At 41.1% G+C, this 23,605-nt stretch carries 20 protein-coding genes; 10 read left to right on the top strand and 10 right to left on the bottom strand.

The features are described from left to right. Positions 1 to 8 precede the first annotated feature (8 nt). Complete coding sequence (gene nirB, locus VCASEI_RS16585; protein WP_086958770.1) at positions 9 to 2,576, top strand: nitrite reductase large subunit NirB; 2,568 nt, start codon at positions 9 to 11, stop codon at positions 2,574 to 2,576. Positions 2,577 to 2,578: 2 nt separating this feature from the next. Next, positions 2,579 to 2,905: a nitrite reductase small subunit NirD gene (gene nirD, locus VCASEI_RS16580; RefSeq protein ID WP_089111140.1), complete on the top strand. Its 327-nt coding sequence runs from the start codon at positions 2,579 to 2,581 to the stop codon at positions 2,903 to 2,905. A gap of 216 nt (positions 2,906 to 3,121) precedes the next feature. On the opposite strand, the gene VCASEI_RS16575 is transcribed toward nirD, so the two are convergent. Both VCASEI_RS16575 and VCASEI_RS16570 read right to left on the bottom strand, forming a co-directional pair. Next, positions 3,122 to 3,460: an Sbal_3080 family lipoprotein gene (locus VCASEI_RS16575; RefSeq protein ID WP_238321419.1), complete on the bottom strand. Its 339-nt coding sequence runs from the start codon at positions 3,458 to 3,460 to the stop codon at positions 3,122 to 3,124. 968 nt (positions 3,461 to 4,428) lie between these two features. Then, positions 4,429 to 5,817, bottom strand: coding sequence for an MFS transporter (locus VCASEI_RS16570; RefSeq protein WP_198772018.1), 1,389 nt, complete (start codon positions 5,815 to 5,817; stop codon positions 4,429 to 4,431). A 307-nt stretch (positions 5,818 to 6,124) separates the two neighbouring features. Here VCASEI_RS16570 and VCASEI_RS16565 point away from each other — a divergent pair, with 307 nt between their 5' ends. Together VCASEI_RS16565 and VCASEI_RS16560 are read left to right on the top strand one after the other, a co-directional pair. Further along, positions 6,125 to 6,892 carry a phosphatase PAP2 family protein gene (locus VCASEI_RS16565; RefSeq protein WP_086958766.1) on the top strand — a complete coding sequence of 256 codons (768 nt, stop codon included), beginning with the start codon at positions 6,125 to 6,127 and terminating at the stop codon, positions 6,890 to 6,892. 36 nt (positions 6,893 to 6,928) lie between these two features. Beyond that, positions 6,929 to 7,171 (top strand): hypothetical protein, encoded by a 243-nt coding sequence (locus VCASEI_RS16560; RefSeq protein ID WP_140396183.1) that lies wholly within the window; start codon positions 6,929 to 6,931, stop codon positions 7,169 to 7,171. A gap of 123 nt (positions 7,172 to 7,294) precedes the next feature. Here the strand turns inward: VCASEI_RS16560 and VCASEI_RS16555 are convergent, their stop codons facing one another. From VCASEI_RS16555 to VCASEI_RS16530, 6 genes are read right to left on the bottom strand one after another with little or no spacing between them, the layout of a single operon-like run. Then, a complete protein-coding gene (locus tag VCASEI_RS16555; RefSeq protein WP_162621095.1) occupies positions 7,295 to 9,034 on the bottom strand; it encodes a BatD family protein in 1,740 nt (579 codons plus the stop codon). A gap of 20 nt (positions 9,035 to 9,054) precedes the next feature. Continuing rightward, the gene (locus VCASEI_RS16550) at positions 9,055 to 11,082 is read right to left on the bottom strand and encodes a VWA domain-containing protein (RefSeq protein WP_089111139.1); all 2,028 of its coding nucleotides are present in this window, start codon (positions 11,080 to 11,082) and stop codon (positions 9,055 to 9,057) included. After that, positions 11,075 to 12,037: a vWA domain-containing protein gene (locus VCASEI_RS16545; protein WP_086958759.1), complete on the bottom strand. Its 963-nt coding sequence runs from the start codon at positions 12,035 to 12,037 to the stop codon at positions 11,075 to 11,077. Before VCASEI_RS16545 ends, VCASEI_RS16550 begins: the two co-directional genes overlap by 8 nt. Continuing rightward, positions 12,030 to 12,755 carry a DUF4381 domain-containing protein gene (locus tag VCASEI_RS16540; protein ID WP_162621094.1) on the bottom strand — a complete coding sequence of 242 codons (726 nt, stop codon included), beginning with the start codon at positions 12,753 to 12,755 and terminating at the stop codon, positions 12,030 to 12,032. The genes VCASEI_RS16545 and VCASEI_RS16540 overlap by 8 nt, the downstream gene beginning before the upstream one ends. Further along, positions 12,752 to 13,726 carry a DUF58 domain-containing protein gene (locus VCASEI_RS16535; RefSeq protein ID WP_086958978.1) on the bottom strand — a complete coding sequence of 325 codons (975 nt, stop codon included), beginning with the start codon at positions 13,724 to 13,726 and terminating at the stop codon, positions 12,752 to 12,754. The genes VCASEI_RS16540 and VCASEI_RS16535 overlap by 4 nt, the downstream gene beginning before the upstream one ends. Continuing rightward, complete coding sequence (locus VCASEI_RS16530) at positions 13,726 to 14,682, bottom strand: AAA family ATPase (RefSeq protein ID WP_086958754.1); 957 nt, start codon at positions 14,680 to 14,682, stop codon at positions 13,726 to 13,728. Before VCASEI_RS16530 ends, VCASEI_RS16535 begins: the two co-directional genes overlap by 1 nt. A gap of 305 nt (positions 14,683 to 14,987) precedes the next feature. On the opposite strand from VCASEI_RS16530, the gene VCASEI_RS16525 reads away from it, so the two are divergent. The 3 genes from VCASEI_RS16525 (at position 14,988) to VCASEI_RS16515 (ending at position 16,747) form a co-directional block, all read left to right on the top strand. Continuing rightward, positions 14,988 to 15,191 carry a chromosome partitioning protein ParA gene (locus tag VCASEI_RS16525; RefSeq protein WP_086958752.1) on the top strand — a complete coding sequence of 68 codons (204 nt, stop codon included), beginning with the start codon at positions 14,988 to 14,990 and terminating at the stop codon, positions 15,189 to 15,191. 152 nt (positions 15,192 to 15,343) lie between these two features. Further along, complete coding sequence (locus VCASEI_RS16520) at positions 15,344 to 15,565, top strand: DUF3820 family protein (protein ID WP_086958750.1); 222 nt, start codon at positions 15,344 to 15,346, stop codon at positions 15,563 to 15,565. A gap of 63 nt (positions 15,566 to 15,628) precedes the next feature. Next, entirely contained in the window at positions 15,629 to 16,747 is a 1,119-nt protein-coding gene (locus VCASEI_RS16515; RefSeq protein WP_086958746.1) for an endonuclease/exonuclease/phosphatase family protein, read from the top strand. Between the two features lie 416 nt (positions 16,748 to 17,163). Here VCASEI_RS16515 and VCASEI_RS16510 read toward each other — a convergent pair whose 3' ends face one another. Further along, positions 17,164 to 18,660 (bottom strand): UxaA family hydrolase, encoded by a 1,497-nt coding sequence (locus VCASEI_RS16510; protein ID WP_086958744.1) that lies wholly within the window; start codon positions 18,658 to 18,660, stop codon positions 17,164 to 17,166. A 122-nt stretch (positions 18,661 to 18,782) separates the two neighbouring features. After that, complete coding sequence (gene uxaC / locus VCASEI_RS16505; RefSeq protein ID WP_086958976.1) at positions 18,783 to 20,198, bottom strand: glucuronate isomerase; 1,416 nt, start codon at positions 20,196 to 20,198, stop codon at positions 18,783 to 18,785. A 317-nt stretch (positions 20,199 to 20,515) separates the two neighbouring features. On the opposite strand from uxaC, the gene VCASEI_RS16500 reads away from it, so the two are divergent. The 3 genes from VCASEI_RS16500 to VCASEI_RS16490 all read left to right on the top strand — a co-directional run bounded on the left by VCASEI_RS16500 (position 20,516) and on the right by VCASEI_RS16490 (position 23,598). Continuing rightward, a complete protein-coding gene (locus VCASEI_RS16500; protein WP_086958742.1) occupies positions 20,516 to 21,244 on the top strand; it encodes a GntR family transcriptional regulator in 729 nt (242 codons plus the stop codon). Between the two features lie 468 nt (positions 21,245 to 21,712). Further along, positions 21,713 to 22,237, top strand: a complete 525-nt coding sequence (locus VCASEI_RS16495) for a TRAP transporter small permease (RefSeq protein ID WP_226983307.1) — start codon at positions 21,713 to 21,715, stop codon at positions 22,235 to 22,237. A 2-nt stretch (positions 22,238 to 22,239) separates the two neighbouring features. Next, a complete protein-coding gene (locus VCASEI_RS16490; protein ID WP_086958740.1) occupies positions 22,240 to 23,598 on the top strand; it encodes a TRAP transporter large permease in 1,359 nt (452 codons plus the stop codon). Positions 23,599 to 23,605 lie beyond the last annotated feature (7 nt).

Here is a 23,605-nt window from a genome sequence, read left to right as displayed (position 1 = left end):
ACAATGCTATGAAAAAATTAAATTTAGTGATCGTCGGAAACGGCATGGTGGGTCACCATCTTGTTGAGCGTTTAGTTGAAGCCAATGCCATGGCGCAATTCAATATTACCGTGATCGGGGAAGAACGGTTTGTGGCTTATGACCGCGTGCATTTATCGTCGGTTTTCTCGGGCCAAACCAACCAAGACTTATTATTAAGCAGCGAAGATTGGTATCAACAACAAGGTATTCGTCTCATTCTAGGCAGTCGAGTCACCACCTTAGATACTCAAAACCAACGCTTAGTAATGGATGATGAAGATGTATTAGCGTACGACAAACTGGTTTTATCAACGGGATCTTACCCCTTCGTGCCGCCAATTGATGGCAACGATCGTGATAATTGCTTTGTATATCGCACCTTAGATGATTTATCTGAAATCCGAAATGCGTGTGAATCGGCCCGTTCTGGTGCCGTCATTGGTGGTGGTTTGCTGGGCCTAGAAGCCGCCAATGCTTTGCGTTTATTAGGCGTAGATACGCATGTTATCGAATTTGCTCCACGTTTGATGCCTGTGCAATTAGATGCAGGAGCGAGTGGGGTATTAGAAGATAAAATTAAACAATTGGGTTTACAGGTACACCTTGATACGGCAACCACTTCTATCTGTGATGGTGAAAGTGCCAAACACCGTTTGAACTTCAAAAATGGTGAATTTATTGAAGTGGATGTGTTGGTTTTCTCTGCCGGTATTCGCCCGCAAGATGCGTTAGCGAAACAAGCGGGGTTAGCGGTGGGTGAACGTGGCGGTATTGTGGTGAATGATGCTTGCCAAACCAATGATCCTAATATTTTTGCGATTGGTGAATGTGCCTTATGGGAGCAAAAAATCTTTGGCTTGGTTGCCCCAGGTTACCAAATGGCGAGAGTGGCATGTTCAAGTTTGTTAGGTGAACAAGCGGGCAAAATACAAACGTTTACCGGCGCCGATATGAGCACCAAATTAAAACTGCTAGGTGTTGATGTTGCCTCTATTGGTGATGCACAAATGATGACGCAAGGCGCGCAAGAAATGGTATTACAAGATACCGTTGCAGGCAGTTATAAAAAGCTGGTGGTCAATGAGAAAGGTGACCAACTATTAGGCGCTATTTTGGTGGGGGATAACACCGATTATGATGTTTTGCTCCAATGTTATTTGAATAACACCCCATTGCCTGATCATGCCGCGCATCTGTTGTTTGATACCTCAATGCTCTCTGGAGAAGTGGCCGATACCGCGTTGATTTGTTCATGTCATAACGTGACGAAAGGCGATTTAATCACGGCTATTCATGCCGGAAGCCATGATTTAGCCTCTTTGAAATCGTGTACCAAAGCCGGTAGTGGTTGTGGTGGTTGCAGTAACATGGTCAAAACCGTATTAGACACCGAACTTGCCAATATGGGGATGGAAGTGAATAACCATATTTGTGAGCATTTTGAATATTCTCGTCAAGAGTTATTCCATTTGTGCCAAGTTGAAGAGATCAAAGATTTCGAGACATTAATAGCAGAGCATGGTCATGGGCTAGGGTGCGATCTTTGTAAACCGACCGCTGCCTCTATTTTTGCTTCTTTATGGAATGAACACATTTTTGAACCACAACACCGCAGCTTGCAAGATTCGAATGACGCCTTTATGGCAAACTTGCAAAAAGACGGTTCTTATTCGGTGGTTCCCCGTATTCCCGGTGGTGAGATTACGCCAGATAAACTGATCGCATTGGGTGAAGTGGCAAAAAAATACGATTTATACACCAAAATAACCGGTGGGCAACGTGTCGATTTATTTGGTGCACAAGTAGGGCAACTACCCGATATTTGGGAAGAGTTGATTCAAGCTGGGTTTGAAACAGGCCATGCTTACGGTAAATCTTTACGCACCGTAAAATCGTGTGTGGGCTCAACCTGGTGTCGTTATGGGGTGGATGATTCGATTGGCTTAGCCATTGAGTTGGAAAACCGTTACAAAGGTTTACGCTCGCCACACAAGATTAAATTTGCCGTATCTGGTTGTACGCGTGAATGCGCTGAAGCACAAAGTAAAGACATCGGCATTATCGCGACTGAAAATGGTTGGAACTTATACGTCTGTGGTAACGGAGGAATGCGCCCACGCCACGCCGATTTGTTTGCGGTTGATCTAAGTAAAGAACAACTGATTCAATACATTGATCGGGTGCTAATGTTCTACGTGAAAACCGCCGATAAATTACAACGTACCTCGGTATGGATGGAAAGCTTAGACGGTGGTTTAGCGTATTTGCAACAAGTCGTAATAGAAGACTCACTTGGGTTAGGGCAAGCGCTCGAAGCGCAAATGCAAAGTGTGGTCGATACTTATCAATGTGAGTGGAAATCCGCCGTAGAAAATCCAGCCAAACGCGCAAAATTCCGTCCATTCATCAACCAACACAGTGCAGATCTACCGGTTCCGATGACATATCAACGAATCCGTGAGCAACGTATTCCTGCGTTGGTGGTCGACGCTGCGCCAAAAGACCTTAAACAAGAAAGTAATCAAATTAAAATAACGGTAGATATGGAGGCATAACCATGTGGCATAACGTATGTGAATTATCTCAACTGGATGCAAATATAGGCACAGGCGCATTTGTTGAAGGGCAACAAGTTGCTTTATTCCACTTGCCGAATCAAGCTGAAAAAGTATTTGCGATTGATAACTGGGATCCAATTGGTAAAGCCTTTGTATTAAGTCGTGGCATTGTTGGCGATGTAAAAGGGCAGCCTTGTGTCGCATCGCCTTTATATAAACAACACTTCGATTTAAAATCAGGAAGTTGTGTTGAAACGCCTGAAGTGCAAATCAAAACTTGGGCAGTGAAAGTCGAAAACAATCAAGTTTGGTTGCAGCGTCTTTAATACCACTCTACAAAGGAAAAGCACCCATGCTAAAGAGTACGGGTGCTTTTTACTGGGAGATAGGCTTCGTTTTATATTTGGCGGTTGGTGGGTCATGTTCAACCGAGCTACGTTGTTATAACTTATGGTGGACATTTGTTTGGTAGATGTGCCTATTGAACCGTCTTTGGCGCGAACATTCCGTTAGCTGCTTCTCGTTGAGGCCGGTTACTTTTGTCAGTTCCGATTAAATTTCACTAGATTCAATTTTTGACTGTGCTTCTGTGGTGTTTTTTTACCGAACAATAGATCTAACATCATCAAAATACGTTTGCGATCATCGCCCCATTTATCAGAATTCAATGTATTTGGTGCTTTAAACTCAACCTTCCCAACCTTTAGTTCATCTTTATATGCATTGATTCGGGAGTCTGCTATATAAGAGCTTAAATCCCAGCTCCATCTAGAGACGTACATCAATGTTAGTTCTGACGATTTAGGGTGGGTACCGTCCGGCACGAGTTTGCAGCGTTTGGCGTTATCTAAGCACCACTCTTGCATGGTATCTAGGAAAATAGCCCTTGTAGCATCATCTTTAATTATGGTTATTTCTTTTGTTTGCTTGCTTTCTTATATAGGCTCTACAGCGTACTTCGGCGCAGAACATGCGGCTAAAAAGAGTGTTGCGCTCAATACTACGACTTTCTTAAACATTATCTTTCCTTGTTATAATGTTGCATTACTGTTTTATTTGAGTGCGACGGTTTCCCACACTATCCTTTCTATCGTAATGATAACCAAAACACTTTTTATCGGCTATTAAAGTTCAACTGCGATCGTTGAAACTCAAACCCGGCTCTCAGTTTATTAGAACAAAAATTCAGCCTTATGCTGGATATCAGAGGACAATATAATCTGATCAGAAATCTGGATTCTAATTCTAATTCTAATCTGACCAGTATTATTACTAATGTTTAGTAGAATTACCTTTTCAAGGTTAAAGAGGTGGTAATAAATATTGATCAATTCCTAGCTCAGTTTGGGGCATGAATGAGTTTAAGACCTATCCAGTCATACCAGAAACATTCAACAACCGTCATGCCGGAAACGAGGCACGAGTTATCCGGTATCTACTCGAAGAATGCTGTATGAGATTCCCGCTTTCGCTTAGGCTCGGCTGGAATGACAGAACATGGGTTCAGCTGAAATAACAGAAGGTGGGCTCGTTTGGAATGGCTGGCGAGAGTAATTTTATTGGAAAAGTTAATAATTAACATGCTTGAGGGCACTCCTAAATAGAGCCCCCTCCTGACTGTTCAGTAGTAAGAAGGGAGGTATAAATAAGTTTGCCTCCCAGAACACACTGCACATGAACCTAAGCGAATGAAGGTGCGGGAGATCGCTTTCATTGAATTTCATTGGTGTGAAAAATCCCGGATAATTCGTGCCTCATTTCGGGGATAACAATTACGATTGTTAGCGAAAACTTTGTATTACTAACCTGATTTTTTGGCAATGAATGAATTTAAGCCCATGTATATTACTTATGCGCCTGCTCGCGGTTGAGACATTCGTAAACTGCTGATGATAGCGGCGAGTATGGCAAAACTTCCGGCTAAAATTAATGAAGCGTGTGTTCCGTTGTCGTGGAACATGTTGAACATTAACGCCACTAACGCCGCGCCAGAACTTTGTCCGAATAGGCGCGCCGTTCCCAGCATACCGCTTGCACCGCCACTTCTGTTACGTGGGGCAGAAGAAATGATGGTGTGATTATTGGGTGATTGGAACAAACCAAAGCCTGCACCACATAAAATCATTGGCCAGATAATATTAAAATCGGTGGGGTTTTGTGGCAATAAGACCAAAGCAAGCAAACCTACGGCCATTATCGCCATGCCAAGCCCACCTAATAAACCTGCGTGAACCCGCTCAATTAAATAGCCAGCTAAAGGTGCCATTACCATTGTGGCGAGTGGCCAAGGTGTGAGTAATAACCCGGTCTCCACTTCCGTTCGGCCGAGTACCGATTGCAAAAAGAAAGGCAGAGAGACAAACGCTAACATTTGAGCGGAAAATGAACAAACAGAAGTGCATATGGACAATGAAAAAATCGGAGTTTTAAACAAATCAATCGGTAACAAAGGAACGGGCAAGGTTAACTGGCGGCGAACAAAAAAGAAACCAATAACCGCAACGGCGATTAACTCAGCTGTGATCAGTGTGTTCGATTGGCCTTGTGCAAAACCGGTAATCGCTGAAATTAATAAACCAAAAGTGAGTGCATTCATAATGGCACTGGGGATATCAAAACGTTGGCCTACGGACTTCTGTTGGTTTGGTGGTAAAAACTTGATCGCTAACATTAAAGCAATAATACCGATAGGAACATTGACTAAGAATAACCACTGCCAAGAGGCAAAAGATAGAATAGCGGCCGCGACACTTGGCCCAGCAGCAGCCGATACGGCGACAATGAATGAGTTGATGCCCATTCCTCGGCCTAAATACCTACTTGGGTAAATTAGCCTAATGAGTGCGGTATTGACGCTCATGAGTGCTGCGCCCCCAAAACCTTGCATGACACGAGCTACGGTCAGCATATCGAGAGAAACGGAAAGGGCACAAAATAAAGAGGTGAAACAAAATAGCCCAAGACCAACTTGGTAAACTCGTCGATATCCAATTAGATCGCCAATAAAAGAGAAAGAAAGCAGTGAGACAATAATGGCGATTTGATAAGCATTAACAATCCAAATGGATTCCGCTGGGCTGGCATTAAAATCAGAGGCAATGGTGGGAAGGGCAACGTTTGCTATCGCGCCATCGAGTACTGCCATGGTAATACCAAATGCAATGGCGAGAATAGCGCCAAGTCGTTGTGGGTTTGGTAATCCATCTTGGGGGGTGTTATTCATATTTGATGACTTCATAAAGAAACATTTTGAAACATGACGCTATCAACGTTTTGGCTATAAATCAAAACGGTAAGCGTGCTCTCGTGTCTTAATGGAAAGAATAAAAATGATTGGATAAAATAAGCGTATCGAAATGTGTCTTTTAGTAGCATCTGTAATCGTTATCCTTTATGTTCTCTTTTCAAGTGTTCTCAAGATTTTATTCGGCGTCAGATTGGTTTGAAAGGTGATTAGATTACTTCCTTGCCGAAAGACTTGAATTTAAGCTTTGAAGTCACTTGGGTAGAGTCTACATAACAGGTTTATATGCTAAGAGGTTACCGTGTCATTAAATGTGAAAACATATCGTAGTTTGGCTCTTATTTGGGTTGTACTTGCCGCAATACCAAGTTATTTACTTATTACTCATCAACAATTATTTCCTTTAATTGATCTTACTCGTCTTTCCTCAACTATTTTGTTCTTTTTAACGTCAACCGGTACAGCGCCTTATGCGGTATTGAGCGTAGTGGTTTTTCTCGCAGTCAGTTATTTTTGTGTGCCTAAAACGGTTTGGGGTCGTTTAGTGCTTGCGGTGGTGTTAAGTTTGCTTATTAGTTTTACATTGAATCATCAATTAAAATCGTATTTTGAAGAAGCGAGACCCAATGCTGTCTTTTTGTCTAAACAAAGTGATTCTCCGATAGATTTACAGACGTTTTATCAACAAAAGCCTGAAATGAGGCGTGATTTAATTGAGCAAGCGTTGCAACAATATCAAATTAATGAAGGTTCTAATCAATATAAAACAACGCCATTAATGGCTATCTCACCCATGATTAAAGGACATTGGGAGCATGAAGTTGGTTATGCTTTTCCGTCTGGCCATACTATTTTTGCCACCACTCTGGTGCTGACGGCGAGTTATTATTTGCTTATTTCTGGTGCTACCGTATTGAATATCATGTTGATTTTTTGGGGAATATCGATGGGCCTAAGCCGAATGCTTTTGGGGATGCATTGGCCACAAGATGTGTTTGTTTCTACCTGCTTAGCCGCCATGATCAGTTTATTAAGTGTGTTTGTGATTGAGAAAATGAGAGGGCGTTAATGAGTAGCTACTCACAGATAACTGAGGTATTTATAGATGAATAAGGTCTTTTCAATGGTGATATTCATCGCCAGCTTTTTTAGTTTGTATTCTTTTTTTGGTGTCGATGCTTGCTTAGATGTAGGAGGCAGTGCTCAGAATTTGGGATTTAAGTGCGATGGTGCTGCGCCTTTATATGAGACGGCAACATTCACTTTCTGGATTCTTATTGTTCTTTTATCGGCTTTCTTAGCGAGAATGTGTACTAAAGTATTTGTGATGCTTAAAAATCGATTTTAATTGATAAGATTAAGCATTCCTAAAAACTATATTTTAAAAATGAATACCCGCAAGAGAAAACCTTGCGGGTATTTTTTATTGTCTTTTATGCCTGTAGTAACACTAAGATGACACTGAACTTAATTACAGTTTTGCGATATTTCCATCTTGTTCGGGGGACTTTTTCTTGTGGCTTTTTTCCGCTTTTTTGATCAAAGAAAGCAATGCTTCACAATGGTAATCTTGTTGATTAGCGCCATATAAGCTGGTCATTAGATCATTTATTTCCGCTTGAATTTCCTGCTTTATCTCATCTGAAAGGTTAGGATGTTTTGTTTTCCATTGTGTAAACTCTGCTTGAATTTTTACGCCATTTTTTGACCTTATCGCATCAGTGAAATGGTTTTTTGCCGCGTTTTTATCAGCTTTAGGTTTTTTGATTTCTGGTGCTTTTGACTGTTTTTGCTTAATTAATAGCAATAACGTTAAGACCCATAAGAAGGCGAATAATGCGGTTAAATAAGGCCAGAAGCCTGAGGTTTGGTTTAGACCGGTTGTACTTTCCGCAAGGTTATTGACAGCCGCACTTTGCGCTGATTTGTTCGCATTATTATCGTTAAGGCTTACGGTTGGCGCTGCGCTTTGTATACCGGCATTTTCATCAATACTAGTCTGTAATGTTAAACCTTTTACTTGAGCGGTTTGTGCTTGGCCTGTCTGAGAGTTCCACCATGGTACGTTGACCGACGGTAATACAATTTCTCCAGACTGCTTGGGCATGATTACTTGTTTAAGTGTCATAACGGTGTTGCCTGATTTATCTTGTCCAAATTTTGGTTTTTCATTATAAACACGAACGGTTTTTGGGTAAGTGAGTTGTATGTCTGGCAAGCTTTCGGCACTCACGTCTTTGACAACTAACGCCAAAATTCGTGTAATAGGTTGGCCTATTTTAGCGTCAATCTTCCCGCTTGAAACATTGAGCATATTACCTTCACTGTCTTGCCAACCTTGCTGAAGCTTAAGTGATTGGGTGGGAAGCCACGCCCCTGTGTATGAAGAAGGTTTTTCTTGTACGGTTAATGTTATTGGGCCTGAGTAGACATCGACAGGGATAATACGGCGAGCACCAGTGGCACGGCTAATACTGACTAGAGTTGCAGTGAGACGAGGAGGATTTAATACATGCTTACCTGGAGCGGTGGCAGTGACATGGTAGCCTTGCTCTACGACAGTCGTTTGAACGCCATTAATAACTTTTTGATATTGATTAGGTTGACCAATTGGATCAATGGTTAAACCTTCGCCGGAAGGTGGAACCAATTTGGTATTTTGTAAGCCACGTGGATCGGTTTTTACCAATAGACGAGAGGTGAGGGTCGCCATTTCTTTCGGGTACAAGATAGTTTTTGAAAGGTGATCTTGGAACTCAATTAAGTCATCTTGTGTTGGGCTGCTTGGGTCTTTAGTGACGTGCAATGTAATTGGCGCGGTTTTGGAACCATTAATCGTAAAGCTTGGGATGATTACATCACCAGTTTTATCCGTCGATAACGAAATATTCCATTCATTACGAACCGAATAATCACCATTTACAAAAGAACGTGTACTGCCGTATTGAACTTGCCCAGTGGTAAAGTCTTTTTTGAGGGTGCTTGGGTCGAAATCTTCACGGTGAGCGGCGTCCATGTATTCAATCTTTAAATTGAAAACCTCATTGGTGCTTAGACGTGCTTTAGATACGGACGCGGATACTTCAGCCTCTTGCGCAAAGCTTATTTGGCTTGCGCCCAGAGTCATCATGCATAAGCTTAATAAAGCAAATCTATTTAGCGTATTATTTTGAATAAAGAATGCGTGCATTTTAGTGAAAATTGAAATCATTTTACGGTACATTATTCGTACTACCATTGTTGACTATTGGTTTGTGGTTCTGGATTTTGTTGTGCTTCAAGCGCCATTTGAGCTTGTAATAAACGTTTTGCGTTATCTGGAATTTGCTCTAATTTTTTGAGTTGAGTATCAACGGCAACCGTATTACCAGCTTGGGGGTTAGCATTAGGATCTTGTTGCGCCTTCATGGCTTGTTGCTTTTTTTGCTCTTGCAGTTTGTCTTGATCAGATTGATTTGCTTGAGCTGCTTGCTGCGCTTTTTGTTTCTGTTGTTTTTGATTTTTATCGCTGTTGTTATCTGAGTTATTTGAGTTATCACTGGTCGATTTATTATCGGCCTGATCGCTATTCTTGCCATTTTCTTGCTGGTTTTGCTGCGAATTTCCTGATTGATTCTGTTTAGGGTTCTGCTGTGACTGCTGCTGATTCGGTTTTTTCTGATCAGATTGATTTTTCTTTGTTTGATTCTGCTGACCTTGCTCTTGCTGCGATTGGTTTTCTTGTGAGTCCGGACTAGAATCATTTTTATTGGATTGATTACCTTGATTGTTCTGTGATTGCTTATCTTGAGATTGTTGGTCTTTGGATTGATTGTCCTTTGACTGCTGCTCTTTAGATTTGTCTTGTTTCTGTTTCTGTTTCTGTTTCTGTTGTTGCTGTAATGCTTTCTCTACAATGTCTAAATCTTTTTTTGCATCGGTAAAGTCCGGATTGCTTTCTAAGATGGCCTCATAACCAGCTTTGGCTTCATTAAGTAAGTTAGCTTGTGCCTGAGAGCTTGCTAAGTTATAGCGAGACTGTACATCATTTAAACCCGTGAACGATTGAATGGCTCCTTGGAAGTCACCGGCTTGATATTGCGCGATACCTTTCCATTTTTTATCAACAAATAAAGCGGCAGCATTGTTATAAGCTTTAGCTTGATAAGCCTCGTAACCTTGTTGATCACGAGTTTTAAAAGCGGAGTTAAGATTGAATCCAGGCTCCATTTTAGTGGGCTCTGCTGCTGCCGCATAGGCATCATGTGGTTGAAGGAGCGGAAAGCTTAATATGGCGGCTAAGCAGAAAATACCACCACGACGAAAAGCGCCTAAAGCCAGAAGTAATAAAATAGGCAGTAGCCAAAATCCATTATTAATGTGTACTTCCAATTCAGGTGATCCTTTGTTTTCTTTGGTGGTTTTTAACTCAACGTGATCTAAAGCGGCGGTTAAGGTTTGAATATCCCTATCGTCGGCACGAAGTGGGGTATAAACGCCGTTACCTGCTTTTGCTAGGGCCTGTAAACCTTTAACATTGGTTTTAGCAACCACAGTCGTACCGTTACTGGTAAACATGTCTCCATTCGGCAAACGAATGGGTGCGCCTTGCGGAGTGCCAACAGACATAACAGACAATTGCCAATTAGTGCCATTCAATAAGTCTTGAATATCCCGAGTTTCTTTTGTGCTAATGTCATCGGCGACGAGGATAATATCACCTTGTTGATGCCCAGCTTGTGTGAGCATCGAGATGGCTTTTTTCACCCCAGCGGCCGCATTACTGCCTCTTACCGGCATAATATCTGGCGATAAGTTAGGAATTAAACTGGCAAGTGTGTTGGTATCGCTAGTGAGAGGGCTAATCATGTAGCCATCGCCAGAATAAGCGATAAGACCCGTTGAACCTTCTTTCAAAGCGGGTAATAAATCCATGACTTTATATCGGGCTTGAGCTAAACGATTTGGTGCAATATCGGTGGCGTACATTGATAAAGTCATGTCCATGACAATAACGCGTGCATTATTCACACCAAAGCTCGGTACTTCTTGCTTTTGGAAGCTTGGGCTAGCCAGTGCAATAATGGCAATAAGCCAAGCGGTGCTGATAATACTCACGATAGAACGATGTGATTGACGTTTATCTAAACCGAGTTGTTGGGTTAGATGTGATGCAATTAAGCTTGTGCGCTGTGGCTTTGAATATAACCAACCACATAAAATTAGTGCGGGTATTGAGGCATAAAACCAATTAGGGTAAAGAAATTGAAAATCAGCCATGTCGTCTCCTTAGTATTGCAAGGATGAAAGACAGTACCAATGCAAGCGCTAATGGATAAGTGAACCATTCGGTTTGAGGACGCCATGTTTGGGCTGCGTTGGTTACGGGTTGTAGTTGGTTAATGGTGTCGTAAATTTTGTCCAGTTCCTCTTGGTTACGTGCTCTGAAGTATTGACCACCCGTCATGTTGGCGATTTCTGTTAGTGTTTTTTCATCCAGATCTTGCGAGGTATTGACGGTGCGACTGCCAAAAAAGCTGTTGACTTTGAGCTCGCCTGCGCCGACCCCTACGGTATAAATAATGGCATCATTATCTTTGGCAATTTTGGCGGCTTCTAATGGTTCGATTACCCCCGAAGTATTGCTACCATCACTGAGCAAAACGATCACTCGCTGCTTAGTATTGCTTTTAATAAAGGTTTTTGTCGCAATACCTAAGCCTTCACCAATCGCAGTTTGCGAACCAATCATATTTAATTGAGCGCGGTTTAATTGCTGTAAAACCGTAGTGCGATCAAGTGTGAGTGGTGTTTGTAGGTAAGCATGATCAGCAAAGAGTACTAAGCCTAATCGGTCGCCTTTACGTTGTGCAATAAAGCGGGTTAGAACTTGTTTTACTGCGGTTAAGCGATCGACGTAACCATTTTCTGAATTCATATCTTCTTGTGCCATTGACCCGGAAAGATCGACCACCAACATCATGTCGCGGTGTTTTGGTTGAAACTCGACAGGTTTGCCATACCAAACAGGGCGAGCAGAGGCGATAACGAGCAGAACCCAGATTATGATTGCTAACAATTTCAAACTGATATGTTGACGTTGTTGGGCACTTCCTTCGGTTGGCAGGGTTGGCAGTACGATTGCCGCTCTTGGTGTGTGAGGAGGTGCAAGGAAGTAAACAATCAAAGGCAGTGGCAGTAATGCAAGCATCCACACCCAATGAAATTCAAACATTGTCTTTAGGTTCCTTGATTTTAGATGTTGTCATTTCCTTTTCCTTTTCAATCAAAGAATTAGGTGATGATTTTATGATCCGGGCAGAAGAGACAGAATCACCATGTAAATTTGAGCTAGCAGCGTGAAAATTGGCATTTGCCGCTTTTAGTTGTTTTTTACTTGGTGGAAGGGTCTGTGTAATCCACTCTTCGACTTGTCGATAAAGTCGGTTGGCTAAGTCATCACTGATTGGGTCTTTTTGATAAAGTGCGTGTTGCCAATCATCTTGATTGGCTTGAAAGTTGTCTTTTTTGGAAGGGTGTTGATTATCCAAGAAGGCATACCAACGTTCGCCATGCAAACTGGCGAGCATTGGGCGAGGGTAGTAAGACAAACAAACCTGACGCAGCAGATCATTGACAGTGGCGACTTTCTTATTATTGGTTTGTTGATGAGTACTTTGCTTTAACAATCGTAAAACGGTTTTTTTCGCAAGAGAGCGTTTCTTATGGCGCTTATAGATAAATACCGCAATAAAAATACTTAATATGATCAATGCCAGTATTGCCCACCAGCCCCATGCCACGGGCCATAATCCCGGCTCGGCAGGTAAGTGCAGTGGTGCAAGTGGTAACGGTGTTTGTATAGCCGGTTGTGTTGCGGCTTGAGAAGCCGCTTGCGCTGCCGGTAATGCTGTTTGAGCGTGAGAGACCGAAGCCAAAGAAGGTGTGCTCATGATAAATCTCCTGAAGGCGAGATTGAAGGTGATGAATGTGCACCAAGCTGTGTTAATAACAGTTCTGCACATGAGAGTGAACGTATTGGAATCGCCATATTTTTGCAGATCTTATTTAATTGATTCAAATGCATCATGTAACGATTTTCAAGTTGTTGACGGGTGTTTTTCAAACCAAAATTGAGCCATCGTGTTTGCTGACCATTAGTGACGTATTCGCTGCCTCTAAAATGAGTATTTCCCATTTCTAAAGGATCAAAAATATGCACGAATTGCATACGGTTGTGCTGGCGAAGTTGGTTCAATAATGGTTTTGACTTTTCAGTTAAACGTTGAAAATCACTAATAAAAATAATATCGCTGCCCTTTGGACACATGCGATGTAACGTTTGCAGTGCATGGTTAAAGGGGAGTTCGATGTGCGTTTTCGACGTATTTTGTTCTTGAAGTTGTTGAATGGCTTCATTATTCAATTGCACTAACTGGTGACTAATATGCAAAGCACCTTGCTGGCGAGCGGTCGGCTTCAATTCGATCAAACGGTCACCCATATCAATTAAAGCGCCAATACGATCTTTTTGTTCCACCGTGAGCCAACTTAATAGGCTGGCTAAATGGGCACATTGAACCGATTTAAATAGTAATTGCGAACCAAAACGCATGCTACGACTTAAATCTAAATACAAAATAACCGGTTGCTCACGTTCTTCGATAAAGAGTTTGGTGTGAGCTTTGCCTGTGCGAGCGGTCACACGCCAATCAATTGAGCGAATATCATCACCCGCTTGGTATTGACGCACTTCCGAGAAATTCATGCCCCGACCCTTTTGATGGCTTTGATGGCTACCGTTAAGCTGTGACCAAATACTTTTGCTTGGTGGCTGCCAATGCACAGTATGGCTTTTGTAATGCAATAGCTCTTTTAAACATAGCTGAACACCTGTCGCAAAAGGGGGTAACTTTTGCTCCATCATGCACTGCCAACCTGTGCTAATAGTTCCGCGATCACACGATTGGAAGTAATACCTTCTGCTTGTGCTTGGTAGCTCAATAATAAGCGATGACGTAGAACAGGGAAGGCCATTGTTTGTACATCTTCAGGACTAACAAAGTCTCGGCCCGAAAGCCAAGCATGTGCACGCGCACAGCGATCTAGCGCAATGGTCGCACGTGGGCTTACGCCCATTTGCAGCCATTCTTTTAATAACGGATTGTATTGCTCTGGTTGACGTGTCGCCATGATCAAACGAATGATGTATTGCTCTACATTGTCTGCCATGTGAATAGAAAGTGCGGCTTGTCGAGCATCAAAAATAGTTTGTTGTGATAACGTAACAGGTTGTGAGGCAACATGACCCTGCGCTTCACCACGATTTAAACGCAAAATATCGAGTTCACTTTCTGCGCTTGGATAGTTCACTTCAAGGTGAAGTAAAAAACGATCTAATTGGGCTTCTGGAAGTGGGTACGTGCCTTCTTGTTCTATTGGGTTCTGTGTTGCCATGACTAAAAACAGCTCAGGCAATTTATAAGATTCTCGCCCAACCGTAATCTGTTTTTCTGCCATCGCTTCAAGCATTGCCGCTTGGACTTTTGCTGGAGCGCGGTTGATTTCATCGGCAAGGAGTAATGAGTTGAAAATAGGCCCTGCTTGGAAGGTAAATTCACCGGTTTCTGGGCGAAAAATATCTGTGCCGGTTAAATCTGAAGGTAAGAGATCGGGAGTAAATTGTACACGATGAAAATCACCATCAATACAATCGGCTAATACTTTTACGGCCCGAGTTTTAGCAAGGCCAGGAGGCCCTTCAACGAGAATATGCCCATCGGCAAGTAATGCCACTAATAACTGTTTGACTAATTCATTTTGGCCAATAACTTGAGAGTTTAAATATTGCTGGAGTTGGGCAAAAGTGTCCGAATGCATGGTCAAAATATCTCCTAGAATCACAATGACGGTTGACTGAATATAACAGAATAAAGTCGTTACTATTGGTTCGTGTAAGTGTGGCAATTTGTAACAGTATCTATCCGACCAATAATAATTACAAAAGTTCTCATTTTGGAAGGTAATAGCATGAATTAATATTGGTTTGGTGAATTTTTGCGATCAAATGTGTCTGCTGAGAGCGCATCTTATTTCATATTCCCGTGGACATGCTCTGCTTTTCTGGCAGTTGTGACTTAAAGTCGTTAGAATTATTGTAAGTTTCATTTTTTAGGAAGTACATCATGAGCAACGATATTGAAAAAGAACTGGAACAAATGTCAGTGGAAATGACGGATGCGGCAGAAACACCATTACCGAGTATTGAAGAACAAAAGGCAATCGTTGCAAAACTCAAGCAACTCGAAGCTGAGGGCAAATTGACGCCAGAAGTCTTGGAAGAACATTTTGGTCATTTTAATGATGACGACGCCCGTCCTGTTCATTAATGCCATATTCACTGGATTGATGAAGTTTACTGGACTGATTAACGCCTGCTGACTTTGAGCAGGCGTTTTCTTATCGGTTGGTGTGTGACTGATCATACGTTTGAGAAGACGTTACTGAGAAGGCGCTATCAGAAGACGATATTGAGAATATAATGTTAGAAAAAGAAAATTTAATTAAGCTTGCCAGAACACCAATGCCATTTGGAAAATATTCGGGGCGTATGTTGATCGATTTACCTGAAGAATACTTGTTGTGGTTTCAGAATAAAGCTGAATTTCCTAAAGGTGAGTTAGGTGATTTATTAAAGCTTTGTTTGGCCTTAAAAATTGAAGGACTTGATGAGATAGTCAAGCCATTGAAAATAATGAGATAAATGAGGTTTTTAAATTCATTTATTGATTAGTACAATAGAAAGAATATTAGGGATAGGAATATTATGGTGTATGCCATAGCACTACTGACAGGGTTGATCGTTTTCGCTTGTTTGCTTCCTTTGTCGCGACATTCTTATTGGATGGTTCGCTCAATGGATTTTCCTCGCTTACAGATCGCAACGTTAGCTTTTTTGATATTAATCGCTGATCTTTCCATTCTTAATTTTACCCAATGGACGAGTTGGGTGCTGGTTGTGAGCATTTCTTTTTGCTTTATTTGGCAAATATGGTGGATATTACCGTATACATTACTGTGGCCTAAAGAAGTGAAAACCACCAAGGTTAGTGATCCTGACCGAGAAATTAGTATTCTGACTTCTAATGTCCTAACGCCGAATCGTAATGCTGAAGCATTAATTAATTTAGTGAGAAAGCATAAGCCGGATGTTTTAGTGACACTGGAATCAGATCAATGGTGGGAAGATCAGCTTAGCGTATTAGAAAATGAGATGCCTTATAGCGTAAAATGTCCGCGTGATAATTTATATGGTATGCATGTATTTTCCCGCCTGCCTCTTAATGAATCAACCATATCGTATTTAGTTGAAGATGGTATTCCTTCTATTCATACTCAAATTATTTTGCCGATGGGAGATTCTATTCGAGCTCATTTTGTACACCCAGCGCCGCCAAGCCCGACTGAAAATCTTGAATCGTCAGAAAGAGATGCAGAGCTTGTTATTATTGGTAGAAGCGTAGCTGATAGCCAACAACCAGTGATAGTCACCGGAGATCTTAATGATGTTGCTTGGTCTGCCAGTACTCGGCTCTTTCGAAAAGTGAGTGGTTTATTAGACCCACGTGTAGGGAGGGGGATGTTTAATACGTTTCATGCGGATTATTTTTTCTTACGTTGGCCACTTGATCACTTATTTCACAGTGATCACTTTACCTTAAAGTCAATACAACGTTTACCTTCTATTGATTCTGACCATTTTGCGCTGTTTACTCGTCTTGTATATGTACCAACCGCACAAGAAGAACAAGAAGGTTTAGAGTCTGAAATATCAGATCAAGAATGGGCAGACGACATTGTAAAAGAAGAAGGGGTCAGTAAAGATGAGGTCCCTAAGTTTTGCCTTCAGGACAAGCAAAAAAGGAAATTGTTATCCTTTATTTAAAAGGCTCTGTGTATATCTAGTGCGCCTGTTAAGTGTGATCAGAAATTAATCCATGTGAAAGCCGTGAGCCCGATAAAGGCAAATGCAGTACCATAGAGTAAGGTAAAATGCATTGCTGTTGTGAGCGTACTTTTGAGTTTTTTATTGATCGTAATACTTGATGGTTCTTGGATAATAGTAGTGCTAGACATATTGGCCTCTCAAATTAAGATTTAGTGTGATTTATGTCACAATTAAACCAGTAAATGTGAGGTATATCAAGTTTTGTGTTGTTTTTTTGTACATTATTTTATGAGCATGAAAATAAGCCAAACAATATCTAATAAAAAAACAGACTGGTTAGGTCTGTTTTATTGAATATTCTCACTGGGCTTATTTATGCTTATAACATTCTGATTATTAAAAACAAATACTAGCTACAAAGTCACGCCGCTTTTCCAAATAGCGAGTTCACGTATTCCGTTACGCTCATTTCGTGCTTGTTCGCCATTAATAATTCTTACCAATGTTTGAACAAATTGCGTCAGTAATGTTTCCATTGGTACGTCACCAGACACTAATTGGCCAGCATTAAAATCAATCCAATGTTTTTTCTTTTCTGATAATTCGGTATTAGTGGCAATTTTAACTGTTGGTACAAATCCACCGTAAGGGGTTCCGCGTCCGGTTGAAAAGAGCACCATGTGACAACCCGATGCCGCAAGTGCACTAGTAGCAATAGCATCATTTCCGGGGGCATTTAATAAGTTCAGTCCAGAAACTGACAGTTTTTGCGTGTACTCTAGAACATCAACAACCGCGCTCGTGCCAGATTTTTGGGTACAGCCGAGAGATTTATCTTCAAGAGTTGTGATTCCACCATCTTTATTCCCGGGAGAGGGGTTCTCGTAAATAGGTTGATTATGTTGTTGATAGTAGTCTTTGAATCCATTAATCATAGCCACAATCTTATGAAAAACGGGTTCATCTTTGGCGCGTTTCATTAATAAGGTTTCCGCCCCAAACATTTCAGGGACTTCAGTTAACACAGTGGTGCCGCCTTGGGCAATCACATAATCAGAAAACTGTCCCAATAATGGGTTAGCCGTAATGCCGGATAATCCATCACTGCCGCCACATTCAAGACCAAAATTGATTTCAGATAGTGTACCGATTTCGCGTTTGTCATGACGAATAGTGTCGTAAATCTCTTGGATAATGTCTTTTCCAGCTTCAATTTCATCATCGACTTTTTGAGAAATCAAAAACTGGATTCGTTTAGTATCAATGTCACCCAAGCCTTGCATAAAAGCGGGCACCTGATTGTTTTCACAACCTAACCCCAAAATTAATACACCACCCGCATTGGGATGTTTGGCCATACTTTGCAATAAATTACGAGTGGTAATATGGTCATCACCCAGTTGTGAGCAACCAAATTGATGAGGAAAAACATATACGCCATCAATATCGAGTTGTGGGTTATTGACCAAGAATTGATTAACCATTGTTTGGGCGATACCGTTAACGCAACCAACAGTCGGAATCACCCATAATTCATTACGAATACCAATTTCACCATTGCTACGACGATAGATATTGACGGGAATATTATCCGCGACAGATGCTTTAGATGGTATATCTATCGGTTGATATTGATAGTCTAATTTATCATTTAAGTTGGTTTTGCTATTATGACTATGAACCCACGAACCCATTTTAATATCAGACGTTGCATGGCCAAATGATTCCCCATACTTCCATAAAAGGTCATCGATTTTTAAGTCTTGTATTGAGGCTTTATGACCTTTAGTGATGGCTTCTTGAAGAGTGAATGCATGGCCATTTTGAAGTGTAATCAAGGTTCCTGAAGGTAAATCAGTTAAGGCAATGATGACATTGTCTTTTGGGTTAATTTGGATCCATGTTTTCATTGTTTCTCCAAAGATATCCATAATATGAAAATCGGCAAGCTGGGAAATTTGAAGGCTGCGCGATAGGGTAAATCAATCACTATCTGGCAGTTCGGCAGTCTTCATTTGGTGTTCTGGTGAGATTATTTCTTAATATTCAGGTTGAAATACTGATTGGCATTATTAAAGCAAATGTCTTCCACCATTTTTGATAGCAGCGGCATGTCGTGCGGCGCTTCGCCATCAACCACCCATTGTCCAATTAATCGACAAAGTAAACGGCGGAAGTATTCATGTCGGGTATATGATAAGAAGCTACGGCTATCGGTCAGCATACCAACAAAACGACTGAGTAAACCAAGCTGAGAAAGTTGCTCTAACTGACGAACCATGCCGTCTTTTTGATCGTTAAACCACCATCCAGAACCAAATTGAATTTTTCCTGCAATACCACCGCCTTGGAAATTACCGCACATAGTAGCAATGACTTCATTATCGCGTGGGTTTAAGCAATATAAAATAGTTTTAGGTAGAGCATTTTCCATATCTAACGCATTGAGCAATTTAGATAAAGGCGCGGCCACTAATGAATCATTTATGGAATCGAAGCCGACATCCGCACCAATGATATTGAACATTCGTTGGTTATTATTACGCAGCGCACCAATATGATATTGCTGTACCCAACCACGTTGCGCATATTGCTTACCGAGGTAGATTAAGGTTGCCGTTTTCATTTGTGCCGCTTCAATATCTGATAACGACTGACCAGACAAACGTTTTGTTAAAATGTCATCAAGTTCTTTCTCGGTTGCAGTTTCGAAGACTACTGTATCGAGTGCATGATCGGAAATGCAGCAGCCGTGTGCTTCAAAATGATCTAAACGCATGGCTAGCGCATCACAGAGGTGATGGAAACGAGTGATATTAATGTCGGTGAGTGATCCTAATGTTGCTAAGTATTGTAGATAATCTGATGCATTCGCATTAAAAGCTTTGTCTGGTCTCCAACTTGGACGCATTTGCACATCAAAATTGGTATCTTCCATCACGGTTTTGTGTGGCGTAAGATCATCGATTGGGTCGTCGGTGGTGCCCACCATACGAACATTCATGGTTTTCATGATATTACGGGCAGAGAATTCTGGAGTCGCGAGCATTTCATTACACTGATGCCAAATACTCTCGGCTGTGGATTCATTCAAAATGGTGTTTGTGATGCCAAAAGGGCGGCGTAATTCTAAATGTGTCCAATGAAATAAGGGGTTACCAATTGTTTGAGGAACGGTTTTCGCCCATGCCATGAACTTTTCTTTATCTGATGCATCGCCAGTACAAAATCGCTCATCGACACCATTAGTACGCATGCCACGCCATTTGTAGTGGTCACCTCGTAGCCAGATATCGGTTAAGTTTTTAAAACGATAATCTTCTGATACTTGTGTTGGGGGTAAATGACAGTGGTAATCAATAATAGGTTGATGAACTGCCACAGAATGATAAAGCTCTTTGGCTATATCTGTAGGTAATAAAAAATCTTCAGTAAGAAAGTTTGCCATGAAAGCCTCTAATGCATCATTATTTACTGGTATGATACGAAGAGCTAATTGGTATGACAACATGTGTGATCACACTTTTGAATATCCGATTAAGTCATTTTGTGGGAACTTTCTAATTTTTAGGGAGTATGTCGCGAATAGAAAATATTATGTTCTTGTCTATGTTAAATTATCAGGGGCTTAAATATTCTTGTCTGTAGAATGCGTTCTATATAAGAATGAAGAAGGTATATTCTACTTTCATAGATTCTCATCTAGCACATCACGGTTTGGCTATGTTACTCTTTATTGGTATGACATATTTAAGGCTATAGGTTATGGAAAGTAATACAAAACTTTATCAAAAAATTGCAGCTCAATTTAAATCGGATATTAAGAAGAATCGCTACCCTGTTGGGGATATGTTACCACCGGAGCGAGTGATATCTGAACAGATGGAAGTCAGCCGTACAGTTGTTCGAGAAGCAATGATTATGCTTGAAGTTGAGGGATATGTTGAAGTCCGAAAAGGTTCTGGAATTCGAGTAATGAATACAGAACCGTCTATTTCATTACCGCAGGAAGCATCGCCAATGGAAAGCTGTGGTCCGTTTGAGCTGCTTCAAGCTCGCCAATTATTTGAAAGTAGTATTGCTGAATTTGCTGCAACTCAAGCTACTAAGCAGGATTTAGTGGCCTTGATGAAAATTCAAGATCAAGCGCGCAGCGACGACCATTCTAGGGACTCTCACTGGGACAGAGAATTTCATGTTCAGCTTGCTCGTTGTACGCAAAACTCAGCCATTGTGCACATTGCCGAGCAGCTTTGTAATCATCGTGAAAATAATCCTTATTGGAAAAAATTGCATGAGCATATTGAAGAAGTCAAAATCAAAAGTTGGTGTGATGATCACGATGCGATTTTAAAAGCTTTGATGAAAGGCGATGCTGAAGATGCCAAGCATCAAGCATGGTTGCATATAGAGCAAACGAAACAAATGTTGTTTGATGCCAGTACCGAAGATTACGATCGCTTTTTGTATTCAGAAAGCACTTTACTGAAATAAATTCTTTATGATGGCTTTTATACATACCAACTTAATACATGCCAATTTAACCCCAACAAGACTTTAATCTTTTACGTTAGGCGTAGTAGGGGCTTTATTCAGACCTTCTACGTTGTTTTTTAAACTTACCCTTCGCTATCCCATTTTTCTAATTTGAAATTATGTTATACCAATATTGAATGGAGCAAGAACCGTTATTACGCCATTCTCATGCCTAGATTAGATAAGTTATTTTACATCACTCGTATGTAACCCTTTATTTTCCGTGATTCACTTCAAAAAAAACAACATATATTCGACTGATTTTAATTTCATTGATCTTTAGCTCTGTTTTAGATGTCATACCAATGCATAGTAAGTATGACTAAGATGTCTGATAGCTTTTGTTCGTGAAATAGGTTCCATGTATAGAGAGACTATCGATATCAGCGAAATATAAAAAATATAAGAAGAATTAAAGAGGGTGGTATGTTTGTCAATCAATTCAATAACTATCTCAAAAAGGCGCTGGAGGTTTTGTTAGCGTTTTTTATGATGATTATGATCCTTGCTGTGGTATGGCAAGTATTTACCCGTTTTGTTCTTCAAGATCCGGCCAGTTATACCGATGAACTCTCTCGTTATTTATTAATGTGGATCGGGATTCTTGGTGGTGCATACACCTATTCAGTTAAGCGACATCTTGCATTAGAAATGCTGTCTTCTAAATTGAATGACAAAGGTAGAAAGGTCTTAGGTATTGTTATCAACCTCATTATCTGTGCATTTGCCGCAGTGGCGTTAGTTTATGGTGGTGGAGAGATGGTGAGCACGACATTAAAGCATGGACAAATATCGCCAGGGATCACCTTTTTTGGTGAAAGTTTAAAAATGGGCTACGTCTATTTAGTTGTGCCTATTTCTGGTGTGCTGATTTTGTATTACGGCATTATTGATACCGGTCAATTAATCATCTCTCATATATCGTCTCATCATAAAGTGCAAGGACAATAACCATGACGTTATTAGATCTATTATTTTCAGCGGATTTTTTAGCAAACGCACCTGATGTGTTCTTTGACTTTATTCCTGTGGCGGTTTTATTTGGTGTATTAGGTGTACTTTTATTAATTGGTGTACCAATTGCTTTTTCTATTGGTATTGCTGCGATATTGACGATTTTCCTCGATTTTCCGCTTGATCAAGCGATGGTGTTAAGCTCGCAAAAATTTGCAAATGGCTTGGATAACTTTGGTTTATTGGCACTGCCCTTTTTTATTGTGGCTGGTAACTTAATGAACCGTGGTGGACTTGCTTCTCGATTGATTAATTTTGCAATGATTTTTGGTGGAAAATTACCGGGTTCGCTTTCGCATGTGAACGTTATTGCCAATATGATGTTTGGGTCATTATCTGGCTCGGCGGCGGCCTCGGCTGCTGCGGTTGGGGGGATCATGAAACCATTGCAAGACAAGCATGATTATCCACCAGAGTTTTCCGCAGCGGTAAACGTGGCCTCTTGCCCAACCGGTCTGCTTATTCCACCATCCAATATTCTTATTCTTTATGCTCTAGTGAGTACCACCTCGGTTCAGTACTTATTCATTGCCGGTTACCTTCCAGGGATCTTGATGGGACTGGGGATAATGATCGGTATCTTCTTGTTTGGTAAGCGTTATGGCATTCCGGCGGAACGTATTGAATTTACGGAAAAAAAAAGCAAAGTCGTATTAGATGCACTGCCAAGTTTAAGTCTTGTTATCATTATCATGGGAGGCATTTTGGGTGGTGTATTCACGGCAACTGAAGCATCAGCGATTGCCGTCGTTTATAGCTTAATTCTTGGGATTGTGTACCGAGAATTGAAAATGAAAGACATGATGCCATTACTCATTGAAAGTGTGGTGACTACCTCGATTGTTCTACTTATGGTAGCGACTTCATCAGTGATGTCTTGGTCGATGGCTAATGCCGATATTCCAGGTTTTATCGCCGATTTTGTACTAGCGGCATCTGAAAATCCAATCATGATCATGTTGCTTATGAATGTCATCTTATTGGTGGTTGGCACCTTTATGGATATGACGCCAGCCGTTTTAATTTTCACCCCAATCTTCTTGCCTATCGCGGTTCAGTTAGGCATTGATCCTGTTCATTTCGGTATCATTTTAGTGTTTAACTTATGTATAGGAATCTGTACACCACCAGTCGGCACCGCATTATTCGTTGGCTGTAGTGTTTCTAAAACCAAACTGGGTTCTGTTGTCCCTAAATTACTACCGCTATTTGGGATAATGGTGATTACGCTTGCCATCGTTACTATTTTCCCTGAGATATCACTTTGGTTACCTCGCCTTGCTGGGTACCAACAATAACTTACAG

The sequence above is a fragment of the Vibrio casei genome (assembly GCF_002218025.2).
GTDB classification, from domain to species: Bacteria; Pseudomonadota; Gammaproteobacteria; order Enterobacterales; family Vibrionaceae; genus Vibrio; species Vibrio casei.
This window is presented reverse-complemented; position numbering and strand designations above follow the sequence as displayed.

Excerpts from the sequence above, each read along its gene's own strand:
- nirB (WP_086958770.1), top strand. The coding sequence starts at position 9 with ATGAAAAAATTAAATTTAGTGATCGTCGGAAACGGCATGGTGGGTCAC.
- nirD (WP_089111140.1), top strand. The coding sequence starts at position 2,579 with ATGTGGCATAACGTATGTGAATTATCTCAACTGGATGCAAATATAGGC.
- VCASEI_RS16570 (WP_198772018.1), bottom strand. The coding sequence starts at position 5,817 with ATGAAGTCATCAAATATGAATAACACCCCCCAAGATGGATTACCAAAC.
- VCASEI_RS16560 (WP_140396183.1), top strand. The coding sequence starts at position 6,929 with ATGAATAAGGTCTTTTCAATGGTGATATTCATCGCCAGCTTTTTTAGT.
- VCASEI_RS16555 (WP_162621095.1), bottom strand. The coding sequence starts at position 9,034 with ATGATTTCAATTTTCACTAAAATGCACGCATTCTTTATTCAAAATAAT.
- VCASEI_RS16550 (WP_089111139.1), bottom strand. The coding sequence starts at position 11,082 with ATGGCTGATTTTCAATTTCTTTACCCTAATTGGTTTTATGCCTCAATA.
- VCASEI_RS16545 (WP_086958759.1), bottom strand. The coding sequence starts at position 12,037 with ATGTTTGAATTTCATTGGGTGTGGATGCTTGCATTACTGCCACTGCCT.
- VCASEI_RS16540 (WP_162621094.1), bottom strand. The coding sequence starts at position 12,755 with ATGAGCACACCTTCTTTGGCTTCGGTCTCTCACGCTCAAACAGCATTA.
- VCASEI_RS16535 (WP_086958978.1), bottom strand. The coding sequence starts at position 13,726 with ATGGAGCAAAAGTTACCCCCTTTTGCGACAGGTGTTCAGCTATGTTTA.
- VCASEI_RS16530 (WP_086958754.1), bottom strand. The coding sequence starts at position 14,682 with ATGCATTCGGACACTTTTGCCCAACTCCAGCAATATTTAAACTCTCAA.
- VCASEI_RS16525 (WP_086958752.1), top strand. The coding sequence starts at position 14,988 with ATGAGCAACGATATTGAAAAAGAACTGGAACAAATGTCAGTGGAAATG.
- VCASEI_RS16520 (WP_086958750.1), top strand. The coding sequence starts at position 15,344 with ATGTTAGAAAAAGAAAATTTAATTAAGCTTGCCAGAACACCAATGCCA.
- VCASEI_RS16515 (WP_086958746.1), top strand. The coding sequence starts at position 15,629 with ATGGTGTATGCCATAGCACTACTGACAGGGTTGATCGTTTTCGCTTGT.
- VCASEI_RS16510 (WP_086958744.1), bottom strand. The coding sequence starts at position 18,660 with ATGAAAACATGGATCCAAATTAACCCAAAAGACAATGTCATCATTGCC.
- uxaC (WP_086958976.1), bottom strand. The coding sequence starts at position 20,198 with ATGGCAAACTTTCTTACTGAAGATTTTTTATTACCTACAGATATAGCC.
- VCASEI_RS16500 (WP_086958742.1), top strand. The coding sequence starts at position 20,516 with ATGGAAAGTAATACAAAACTTTATCAAAAAATTGCAGCTCAATTTAAA.
- VCASEI_RS16495 (WP_226983307.1), top strand. The coding sequence starts at position 21,713 with ATGTTTGTCAATCAATTCAATAACTATCTCAAAAAGGCGCTGGAGGTT.
- VCASEI_RS16490 (WP_086958740.1), top strand. The coding sequence starts at position 22,240 with ATGACGTTATTAGATCTATTATTTTCAGCGGATTTTTTAGCAAACGCA.